Origin of the sequence: Paracoccus sp. S4493, assembly GCF_000967735.1 — a bacterium.
GTDB lineage: Bacteria > Pseudomonadota > Alphaproteobacteria > Rhodobacterales > Rhodobacteraceae > Paracoccus > Paracoccus marcusii.
In genome coordinates, this window is sequence record NZ_JXYF01000128.1 from 1 (window position 1) to 10,236 (window position 10,236).

The following is a 10,236-nucleotide window of genomic DNA, read 5'->3' on the forward strand; positions in this document are numbered from 1 at the left end:
CCACTTGGGGAATGTATGTTCAGATGACATTCAACTTATTATATCAGAATTCAATATCGGTGAAAACACTGCTGTTGGAACGCAACAGGCTGCAGCATGGATCGATGCGTTCTCAAAACTGATCGAGGCGGGTGTCGATGCGATCGATCATTGGGGAATTTCATATGATTGGCTATCGAACAAATTCTACGACACGAAATTTTCACCGTCCGAAAGCGATGGCGGAGCGATAGTAACAATTGCGACCCCAATGGGTCAGCTTTATGATGTCGCTGAAAGACATTTAATAGGTAAAAGCTCTGTAAAAAACACGGAAGTTTCCGACTGGGTGAAGCAATCGGGTGATATTCAGACTAACGGATTTTCAGAAAAAAATCAGAAAGTAGTATTCTTCTACAATCAAACAGATGAAGATACATCAATTTATCTGAGCAGCATATCCAGCAACTATCATGTATCCACGTATCATATTATACCCGCAGATTCGCCTTATAGTACCTGGTACGACGAGTCTATGTCCAAAACTCCCTTACCTGGACAGATAGCTGATGCTCGTGGCGACATGAAAGTCGTTTCAGGACCAGGTGGCACGTTTGACAGCGAGCTAGCGCCCAACGAAATTGTCGTAGTTGTAATCTCAGATAGTAAGCGAGATCTTTTTATAGAGGGCGCTCACAACGTCACCGACCCACGAACAGGAATGGTTAATGACGCATTCCAGGGAGCAAACGGAAATGACGTGCTTTACGGCCATGTTGGTAATGACAGAATATTCGGAAGTGGCGGCAAAAACGTTATTGCCGGAGGAAAGGGTAATGATATCCTTCTGGCCGGCGATCACGGCGATTTAATTTTATCAGACGGCGGATTTGATAATGTTAGGGGTGGCCGTGGTAGCGATATGCTTTTATTTTCGTCCGCCAAAGGCCGACTTCAGTCTACTGCTGTCGGCGGAGCAGGGAATGATCTCTTTATAGTAATGCCAGACGCAAATGTAGATATTTTGGACTTTGCGTCTGGCGATCTAATATCGTTTGGAGGTGCATTTAAGAGTAAGGTACAGCTTCAAAACGCAACTCGGATAGATGGTGCAGATCTGTATATCTCCATGCCCGGCGGAGGAGAAGTGAAGATCGCAAGCGCGTCTAACATAATGTTTGACCTATACCTATATAACATAGACTTTTTACAGCAATCCGAACGTTATTCTTTGTCTAACAGGTATCTCAAAGGTTTTTCGGACTTTCAGATTTCTGAGGCAATAAAACTTACTTATGAGGCTAAGTTTGCCACAAACTTTTATTTTGAAAATTTATCAAGAATTATTGATTCGGTAGGCGGGATTGGTTCAGACCTTGATGAGGACCCAAGCGTAGCTCCTTTGAACGAAGGAAAGGTAATTTATGGGAGTGCATCGGCTGATCAGTTATGGGGCACGGCGCATTCAGATAAAATTTACGGAATGTCTGGAAATGATAAAATTTACGGTGCTGCTAGCGATGATGAGCTAAGCGGAAATCACGGGCATGACATAGTTTTTGGTGGCCTGGGAGACGACGTCATATACGGCGGTACAGGATTTGACCGCCTATATGGTGGAGCGGGAAATGATGAAATTAATGGAGGAGATGGTAACGATTTTATAAATGGAGATGCTGGAAGCGATCGCATCTTAGGCGGATCGGGCCAAGATACGATTTTTGGCGGCATTGACTCAGATATTGTCCACGGTGGTTACGGCTCCGATAGAATCTTTGGTGGATATGGATCCGACCGGCTTAGCGGCAACCAAGGAAACGACTATGTCCACGGAGGATGGGGGAACGACCAGATTTATGGTGGGCTAGGTAGCGATACATTGGCTGGTGCGGCAGGTAACGACAACCTATTCGGGGGCTTTGGTAACGATGTGCTATTTTCTGGGTACGGTGATGATCAATCATATGGGGGCATTGGCAACGACTTAATCCACGGACAACACGGCAATGATCGTCTATACGGGGAGGGTGGCAATGACACTCTCCGCGGAGGTTCGGGCAATGATCGTCTGAGCGGCGGAGCGGGAATAGATCATCTATATGGCGGCCCTGGAAGAGATATCTTTCAGTTTAAGCTCGGCGATAGCAAGCCAGGGGCGTTTGATAAGGTATACGACTTCAGAACCGGTGTCGATATTATTGATCTATCCACAATTGACTCAAATATCAACAGACCAAGTTTTCAGTCGCTAAAAATCTGTCAGCGACCAGAAGCAAACGCCCTGTGGTTCTTAAGCGAGGATGGCGGCACATATGTTTGCGCTGACGTCAACGGCGATCGAAATGCTGATTTCGTTATTTTTCTTCCGGGAGTTACTAACTCCGATAATATAGATCTTATTTTTTAAACCTCGACAGCCCGGCGGATTTGTTTGATGGCATACGCATCGAAAAAATCAATAAATACGATACTGGAACCGCACACCCGTCGCCGGCAGTAGCTAGAATAAGTATCAATAAGGCTCACGATCCGTAGCTTTTTACCCAAGGATACTAGGTGATGGACTGGTCTTGCCCCCGTTTCACCGGACACTCAGGCAGTTGCGGTTTGAGCTGCGATGAACTCGCGAGGCGAGCGCATCTTCAGCCCTGAATGCGGGTGATTGTCGTTGTAGTCCTCGATCCAGCCTCCGATCAATCCGAGAACGGTTTGGGCGTCTGGTAGCGGCGTCACTTGGACGTAATCGCGCTTGAGCGTCTTCACGAATGGCGAGACCTTGTCCGCCATTGGTCCGAGGACAATGGTCGAGCGACATGCCATTGCTCTGAGGGCTCCGGACCGGGGTGAAGCAAGGCTTCAGACCAAGTTGGCGCGCGAAGATCTGCGTGTCCCTGGCGATGTAGGGTGAGCCGTTGTCGGACAGCATCTCGACGACCGCAGGCGCACGGTATGTTCCGAAGCGACGCTCGACGGCCTCTAGCATGATGTCGCGGATGTCTGACCCGCTGACCCCTGCACTTACGACGGCACGCCAAGCGATGATTTCGCGGTCGTGGGCATCGATGATGAAGGCACCGCGGACGATATCGCCATTCCAGCAGGTGAACTCGAACCCATCCGAACAGTGAGCCGGTGAGGCGCCACTGGTTCGAGCCCACCGGCGAACGCAGGTTAGAGCGTATGACGATGACCTTGCAGTCGTGAACATGCTCGGGACGCTCCGTATATGTCCGCGCAAGCAGCAGGCTATGGGCCTGCATGATCCTGTAGACCCTTTTGTGATTGACCGGTGCCAAGCATTCTGACCGCAGATGTCGGTTCAGGATCGCGGTGATGCGGCGGTAGCCATAAGTCGGCCGGGACGTCACCAGCGTGGCGATCCGCTGCACCAGCTCAGCGTCTTGCGCCTTGTGGTAGCGCCGACGCGGCTTCGTCTTGCCCTTCAGTCGATCGACCAGGTTCGAGCGGGCCACACCGAGGGTTTCTGCCACGACCTTCACCGGGAACCGCCTGTCAGCGGCGACCGCACATGCCAGGTCGGTCTTTTTGAGCGTGACTTGTCCAGGGCCTCGCGCAGGATCTCGGCCTCAAGCGTCTTGCAGCCGAGATGCCGTTCAAGTTCGCGGATGCGATCCTCGAGCTGCCGCACGACCTTGTTGCTGGTGACGTCATCATCCTCGGTCACGGCGACACTCCCCCCTTCGAGCATGAGCCTTCGCCAACGATACGAGCCAAGTTGGGTGCAACGCCATTGCGCCGCGCAACGATGGAAATGCTGGCGTGATCCTCCAGCGCCTCCTCGACGATCCGCAGCTTTTCGGCAGCAGTCCAGCGGCGCCGACGACCGCCATCGGTGATGATCTCAATCTCAGACATAAGCACGTGCTCAGGCATATACCTAAGCCTCCATGGCTATGCCCAAATGTCCGGTCGAAACCGGGGCCAGTTCATGGACATTCGCCGGGGACACAGTCCCTTGGGCTGTTTTCTAGCTTGGGCAATTCTTGATCGCGTGAACGGATGTACATGAGGATCTGAGTAATCTGTTATTGTTGTGTTGTATTTATGCATCGCCGAGTGAATAGATGAAAAACTACAAATTTTTCGGCGAATTTCCGCCACCCGTTAACGAATTTCGAACGATAAGCAGGTAAAAGCTATGCACCCTACGATTGTTTATGGTTCCGGTTTTGATCTGGTTTCAGACGGGCGTAGCGCCTGTGCACACCGAAATTATCTTGAAAGACGGAGCAACTATGGCACATACGAAGACGTTGGATGAACTCGTTAAGTCATTGATTGTATTGCGTGATAAGGCTGAGCATGCGTATAGCTGCGTGAAGGTGTTGGACCGCGGCGAACGCAAACTCGTCAAAAAGCAGATCGACAGTTGTATGCAATCCCTTCACTTTCTTTCCGAACACTTGGATCAGACAGAATGTGGTAAGGTGGCGCCCGGAGAACAGAACGTGCCATCCGCTCAGATATAAATATCGGATCGCCGTGGGGAGTCTGTCCAGGCATGGTGCAAAATCAAATCCCAACTATTGTTATTCATGATGTTGGCAGATCCAGGACCACAGATAGCACTTAATTAGTGCATTGACACTGACGTCCACGTCCAGAAGGCCTGCCAGGACGGAGCCCGCAGGGTGCGCCAGTCAATTACTCTCGGCTAGAGCCGATAGTAGCGACGCATCTAAAAAAGGTTGAGCTCTACGTACTAAGCTGGTGTAGTTGCGTAACTTGTCGATCTCGCATCCACCACGGACGTCAGCAGATCAGACCGAGAGGCTTTTAGCGATCACGCTTGAGTCCTTCTTTATCTTCCAGAATCTTCGATCACTATGATCTTTTTAAAATCATCGTTGATTCAGTTATCATTTATAATATTTGCGGCCCTTAGATGTGCCCAAAGCGCAGCATCTTTTTCTAAGTGCTCTCTTATGACTTCCAGATTGCAGATTGCCATATCAACTCGCGTCAAAGCATAGGAAACTGCGTCATCACCGATGTTCAACCGGTGGATGCTTTTGCGACAGGTATCAATAACTGAGTTTGCGTGAGCAAGCTGTACATTAAGTTCGCGAACACTTCTAATCTCAAGGTCCATGTTGACTCCTTTACAAAATTTTTACATGCGATTTATTAATATATCCTTAAGATACTTCAACCAGACTGAAGATCCGATCAAGGTATTCCAACTGGTGCATGCTGGTGAACGGTTCGACTTAGTCGCTGTCTGTCACGAGGGCAGGGGGCTACTTGCGGTCGTCCGGCCAGCCCCAAGGCTTGCGGCCCCATTTGTCGGACGCTCGTGACCGAACCTTCTACAGCCCCTTAAGCATTGAATTCGAACACCCGCTCTTTAAGGGCATAGTGGCGACGGACCACGCCCACTGTGGGGGGGCGAGGTAGCTAGATAAACAATTACAGATTTATCTTATTACCATGTGCGATCTTAATGCATTGTTTGCGAAATGCTCGTACTTGATGCTATTTGCTCTCGAAGAGGATAGATCCATGAGTTTCGCGACTGCCTACGAGCACTATTTCGTCAAGCTGGTGAACAATACCCGCCTCGAGAACGGCCTTGCACCGCTTAAAATTGCAAAGCCCTTAAATGAGTCTGCCGAACGGCATAGTCAATGGATGCTCTATGCGGACATGTTTTCACATGTGGGCGCAGGTGGATCATCCGCTTCTGATCGCATGGAGAAGGCTGGGTTCCCCATGTACGGGGAAAGCTGGGGCACGAGAGAGAACTTGGCGTATGTCTCAGTTCGTGGCGCTGCGGACCTGACTGACGAAATTAGGCAGCTGCATCAGAACCTTCTCAATAGCCCAAGTCACTACCGGAACATCGTCGACCCCGATATGGAGTTTATTGGGATCGGTTTAGAGATGGGCAATTTCCAAGGCCATGCGGTTCTGATGGTCACTCAGAACTTTGGACGGACGACAGGACAGCCGGTATTGGATACCGGTGTCTTTGGAAGAGGTATTGTTCCGGCGATCGACACAAGTGCAGAAAGCCGCGGCGAATGGCGTGACGATAGCTTCGACGGTGTCGTCAAAACCTCCTCGCCAGACGGCCTTGCGGTGCAAGGAACCGCTCGTTCAGACGACTTTCTGCTTGGTGGTCGTGCCGATCTCGCTCGAGGGCTGGCAGGTGACGACTGGATTCATGGCGGAGGTGGGAACGACACCCTTGACGGTGGGCAAGGCGATGATCGTCTCATTGGCGGTTATGGCTTCGATGTGCTGCTTGGTGGGCTAGGGAATGACGTCCTCGATGGCAACCAGGGCAATGACCGACTTGAGGGTCACGGCGGAAATGACCTTCTATGGGGTCGAGACGGCAACGATACCTTAAACGGCGGATTTGGTTTCGATACCCTCATCGGGGGAAATGGAAATGACGTTCTGTGGGGTGGGGGTGGCAACGACAAATTGGTAGGCGGCATTGGCTCCGATACAATCCAAGGCGGCGCCGGAAATGACACGTTGATTGGATCACAAGGTAACGACGTGCTCACTGGTGGGGCTGGTGCCGACACGTTCGTGTTCCACGCAGGCGGCGGCTCCGATAACATAACAGACTATCAGATTGGGATCGACCGGCTCATGATAGATGATGCTATCCTTCGCCAGTCTGTTCCAGGGTTCTACGACATCATCACGGAAACTCCGACGAAGGCGGTTTTGGATTTCGGAAACGGAAACGTCATCACGCTTATTGGTAAAGGCATAACCGCGGAAGCGATTGCGGAAGATATCCTACTCTTCTAAGCGTGCCATGAGGCTTATCCCCGTGATCAGCTATCAGTCTAACTGACTAACTAAGGTTAGCCGTTGATGATCAGCTATTCCTATTGCTGGTCGCCCGAGGCATGAAACTTGCCTCTGCGAGAGGTAGGACGCTTTGATCACCAATCTTTTGTACCGTAGCGAAACGACCCTTCAGCCGAAGGACCCGAAGCTCAAGGCCATCTTGGCCCAAGCGCGTCATCGCAACAGCAACATGGACATCACCGGGTATCTTCACTGGGAAGATGGGATCTTCCACCAGTGGATAGAAGGCCCGGAAGCAGAGCTGCAGATTGTTGAGCGCCATATCTACGGCAGCAAATCCCATCACGGGCTGACAGTTCTGGGAAGGAATGTTGTCCCGACCCGGCAGTTTCCTGATTGGGACATGGCCCTTGGTTTGTCAGAGGAAAACTCGCTCTTTAACTTCATCGCGACACATGAAGCTGGAACTGCCGATCACCAAGAGTATGCAAAGGCTGTGCTTGCCTTCATGCACGCGCAGTCAGGGACACAGGTCCGCTAACTTGACTGAGCCGTCATTGATCCGATGACGGCAAGCAGTCGTTCCTCTCGAACATCCTGATGGCAAAGCTCACCTTCGCATCGAGCATCGTCTTGATCGCCTGGTGCCTGGCAAGCTCGGACTGAAACTTGCGGTGATCATGCACGGACAAACCGCTCCTGGCCTGTGCCCAAGAGGTCGTGTATCAGATGGTCAAGAGCGTTCGTCATTCAGCCTACCAGTGTCACCACTGCGCAAGTTCTCCTTTTGTGCTTTTTCTGGCTATGGGACAAAACAACGCACGGCGATGTTGAATGTCGGATCATTTTAGCAGCCTGGTCCGGATGACCCTGATGCCGAACTGAAGAGACAGCGCGTCCCGCGGGGAATAGTCGGCCATCGCATCCCACGCGGCTAGCATGGCGCTCAGGTGCCCGGCCGCTAGGGAGTACCGGTCGCCCTGCCACTCCTCGCACCAGATAATGTAGAGGGCCCGGTTCTCCGGAAAGATCGGCTCGTGGATACGGCGGCGGGGCATGGCTGTCTCCTTCCGGTCCGACTAGAACGAAAGAAGAACACAATGCAAGCCGTCCAAAAGCATGGCAGCGATCGTTGCTGCCTTGTAGGAGGTTAACCCTTCGTTAAGAGATGCTAGATTACGCTGTCAAAAAACGGCGGAGCTGCCAGTGGACTATCGCGTGAAGACGAGCAAAGACCTCGCTATCAACTTGGCCCATGCCAAGGCCGTCATCACGGCCTGCAGGGTCGCCATCCCCCGTATCGCCGTCAGTGATGAGGATGAGGCCTTCATCCGATTGCGCATCATGCGGATGATCAGCGAACTCGAAACCATCGACAAGTTCGCAAGCAAGACGGCGGTGACGGTAAAGCAGAGGCGCGCAAATGCAAAAAGCCAGGCAGATCGGGACCGAGCTTCTGCTCGCGCTCACATGGGCATGCACGCTGATGCTGATCATACTGCCGACAGCGCTGTTCCTGCTGCAAGTACTGAGCCTGGTGACGGCACTGCCGTTCGCAAGCTGGCCTGAGGCTCTCGACCTTCGGAACCGGTTTGGCTGGACCGGAGACCTCATTTTTCCATGAGATGAAGCGTTGCGCGGTGGTAATGGCATACCAGCCGGCTCACCACGCGCAGAGACATCAATGCGGTTGCCTGGCTTAGATCCCCGGAACTTTGTTCAGCGCGGCAGTCAGAGCATCGGCCTCAATGTCGACGCCGATATTAGGGCCGGTGGCGCGCTCGCTTTGGTTTTTTGTCGTTCCTCGGCGGTCAGGCGGCACCGGTTGGATTGGGCTATCTGGTGCCGCTGCCTTCTCATAGGTCAGGATAATTCAAAGCTCGCCGGTCGGGGCAGGCAGGGGTAGGCATGTGTTGAGAGCGGGCTAAAAATAGGTGCAGCCGGTACAGGGCAAATTTTTGGCCCCTCCGGTTAGGCGGTGTCGGATAGTGGGCTATCCGGTGCCGCCGCATTCTTCAGCATTGGATAAGAGAAAGCCTGCCGGTCAGAACGGGCGGGGATTGGCATGTGGTAAGGACGGGCTAGCATCGGCTACAGCCGGAGGAGGAGAAAAAGAGCAGGCACCCCCCGGCCAGGCGGTCCCGCACTCGGAGGCAGGGGTGCGGGGCTGCCGACCTACTCATCCCGCCGCGTGTTTCTCAGCAGGTTCAGCAACACCCCTAGCCGCCATTCAGACGATGCCGGATAGAGCGGCGCCGTGAGGATCGAGTACTTCGATCGATCGATATCGGGAATGATCAGCCAGAGCAGTTTCAGCACCAGAAACCCGCCGTAGATCAACGCGAGGGTGAAGGTACAATTGACCAGTCCCTTTCCGAGGAACGAGCGCAACTCCTCAGGCGCATAGGCCCAGTAGATGGCCCGCGCGGCGACCGTGCTCGAGATCCAGACATAGCTTGCCGCCAGGTGCCAGACAGCCGTGCCGTCGGGCCGCCCGAAGATCGGTAGGAAACCCCGCATAATCAGGATGTGCAGGAGGGTCAGGACGGCCGTCAGTCCGGCATCCGCGAATAGGGCAATGTCTCGTACGAGGTCAGGCATTCGTGCCCCTCCGCCTTTCCTTGAGATGTTCGATCAGGCCGTCTAGTGCGGCCCGCTTCTTTCGCAGCGCCTCGGCCTCGGCGGTCACCTGGTCTATTGCCAGGTCCGTCTTAAGTGAGAGACGATCCCGCTCAGCGCGGTCTTCGGCCGCACGGCGACCGGTCAGCACGTCCATGATCCTACCCATCCCGTCGATCCTTGATGACCTCGGTGAGACGATCCATGCCGACGCTGGCGTCCCGCATGGCACCCTTCACCTCGTCGGTGAGCTTGACCAGCTGGTCGGCGTTGCGTTCTGCATCTGCCGTGCGTGCGTCCGATACCTCGGACAGCCGCTTCCACAGAATGAGAACAGCAAAGCCCATGCCGACGAGGCAAAGACCTACCAAGCCGAAGCGTTCGATGATGAGGTCTACATTCATATGGGCCTCATGTGCATTCTGGCGGCACTGCGCCATCTTGGGTCAGGCATGAGCATGATGCCTCCGGGCATGAAAAAGCCCGCACGCGGCGGGCCAGAAAGCTGGAAAATTAGCATAGACATATGACGAAGTTTTGATATCGTTATAGTTGCATGACATGCACTTTCGAACGCTAGGCGTATCCGGTAGCCGGGTTGTTCCCCCACTCAGCCTATACTTGGCGGGTGTACCGGTCCCTCGCGAAGGCCCCCGGAGCCTCCTCCGGGGGCCGCTTTTCTCAGGGCATCGTGGGCAGCAAAAAGCCATTGCAGATAATGAAAACAATCCCGCTAAGAACGCGCCTGTCATCAACGCGTGGCTTGCCGTGGGACTTCGGAGGAAAAAGGGGGCAAGGCGCGCCATCTGCGCGTCGGTCAGCTAGAAAAGGTCGCTCATCTCA

Annotated in this window: 9 protein-coding genes and 2 pseudogenes; 4 read left to right on the forward strand and 7 right to left on the reverse strand. The window is 53.2% G+C overall.

Annotation, left to right across the window (positions count from 1 at the left end):
- A partial coding sequence (locus TW83_RS19910; RefSeq protein WP_162198056.1) for a calcium-binding protein occupies positions 1–2,386 on the forward strand: 2,386 nt, incomplete at its 5' end.
- A gap of 185 nt (positions 2,387–2,571) precedes the next feature.
- Here TW83_RS19910 and TW83_RS14565 read toward each other — a convergent pair.
- Both TW83_RS14565 and TW83_RS20685 read right to left on the reverse strand, forming a co-directional pair.
- A pseudogene (locus TW83_RS14565) lies at positions 2,572–3,873 on the reverse strand (IS3 family transposase).
- A gap of 979 nt (positions 3,874–4,852) precedes the next feature.
- Complete coding sequence (locus tag TW83_RS20685; RefSeq protein ID WP_157001628.1) at positions 4,853–5,092, reverse strand: hypothetical protein; 240 nt, start codon at positions 5,090–5,092, stop codon at positions 4,853–4,855.
- A 410-nt stretch (positions 5,093–5,502) separates the two neighbouring features.
- On the opposite strand from TW83_RS20685, the gene TW83_RS19915 reads away from it, so the two are divergent.
- Together TW83_RS19915 and TW83_RS14585 are read left to right on the forward strand one after the other, a co-directional pair.
- Positions 5,503–6,771: a CAP domain-containing protein gene (locus TW83_RS19915; RefSeq protein WP_052714915.1), complete on the forward strand. Its 1,269-nt coding sequence runs from the start codon at positions 5,503–5,505 to the stop codon at positions 6,769–6,771.
- Positions 6,772–6,904: 133 nt separating this feature from the next.
- Entirely contained in the window at positions 6,905–7,315 is a 411-nt protein-coding gene (locus TW83_RS14585) for a BLUF domain-containing protein (RefSeq protein ID WP_045983503.1), read from the forward strand.
- Positions 7,316–7,616: 301 nt separating this feature from the next.
- Here TW83_RS14585 and TW83_RS14590 read toward each other — a convergent pair whose 3' ends face one another.
- On the reverse strand, positions 7,617–7,832 hold the full coding sequence (locus TW83_RS14590) for a hypothetical protein (protein WP_045983504.1): 216 nt from the start codon (positions 7,830–7,832) through the stop codon (positions 7,617–7,619).
- Between the two features lie 148 nt (positions 7,833–7,980).
- Between TW83_RS14590 and TW83_RS14595 the strand changes: the two genes are divergently transcribed.
- A complete protein-coding gene (locus TW83_RS14595; RefSeq protein WP_045983505.1) occupies positions 7,981–8,343 on the forward strand; it encodes a hypothetical protein in 363 nt (120 codons plus the stop codon).
- Between the two features lie 606 nt (positions 8,344–8,949).
- Here the strand turns inward: TW83_RS14595 and TW83_RS14600 are convergent.
- The 4 genes and pseudogenes from TW83_RS14600 to TW83_RS19920 form a co-directional block, all read right to left on the reverse strand.
- Positions 8,950–9,375, reverse strand: a complete 426-nt coding sequence (locus tag TW83_RS14600) for a hypothetical protein (RefSeq protein WP_045983506.1) — start codon at positions 9,373–9,375, stop codon at positions 8,950–8,952.
- Positions 9,368–9,562 carry a hypothetical protein gene (locus tag TW83_RS14605; RefSeq protein WP_045983507.1) on the reverse strand — a complete coding sequence of 65 codons (195 nt, stop codon included), beginning with the start codon at positions 9,560–9,562 and terminating at the stop codon, positions 9,368–9,370. Before TW83_RS14605 ends, TW83_RS14600 begins: the two co-directional genes overlap by 8 nt.
- Positions 9,555–9,797 (reverse strand): hypothetical protein, encoded by a 243-nt coding sequence (locus TW83_RS14610; protein ID WP_045983508.1) that lies wholly within the window; start codon positions 9,795–9,797, stop codon positions 9,555–9,557. The genes TW83_RS14605 and TW83_RS14610 overlap by 8 nt, the downstream gene beginning before the upstream one ends.
- A gap of 301 nt (positions 9,798–10,098) precedes the next feature.
- Positions 10,099–10,199: pseudogene (locus tag TW83_RS19920) on the reverse strand (IS5/IS1182 family transposase); the annotation flags it as partial.
- Positions 10,200–10,236 lie beyond the last annotated feature (37 nt).

What these genes read in the sequence shown, in the direction of transcription:
- TW83_RS20685 (WP_157001628.1), bottom strand. Translation starts at nt 5,092, where the DNA reads ATGGACCTTGAGATTAGAAGTGTTCGCGAACTTAATGTACAGCTTGCT.
- TW83_RS19915 (WP_052714915.1), top strand. Translation starts at nt 5,503, where the DNA reads ATGAGTTTCGCGACTGCCTACGAGCACTATTTCGTCAAGCTGGTGAAC.
- TW83_RS14590 (WP_045983504.1), bottom strand. Translation starts at nt 7,832, where the DNA reads ATGCCCCGCCGCCGTATCCACGAGCCGATCTTTCCGGAGAACCGGGCC.
- TW83_RS14600 (WP_045983506.1), bottom strand. Translation starts at nt 9,375, where the DNA reads ATGCCTGACCTCGTACGAGACATTGCCCTATTCGCGGATGCCGGACTG.
- TW83_RS14605 (WP_045983507.1), bottom strand. Translation starts at nt 9,562, where the DNA reads ATGGGTAGGATCATGGACGTGCTGACCGGTCGCCGTGCGGCCGAAGAC.
- TW83_RS14610 (WP_045983508.1), bottom strand. Translation starts at nt 9,797, where the DNA reads ATGAATGTAGACCTCATCATCGAACGCTTCGGCTTGGTAGGTCTTTGC.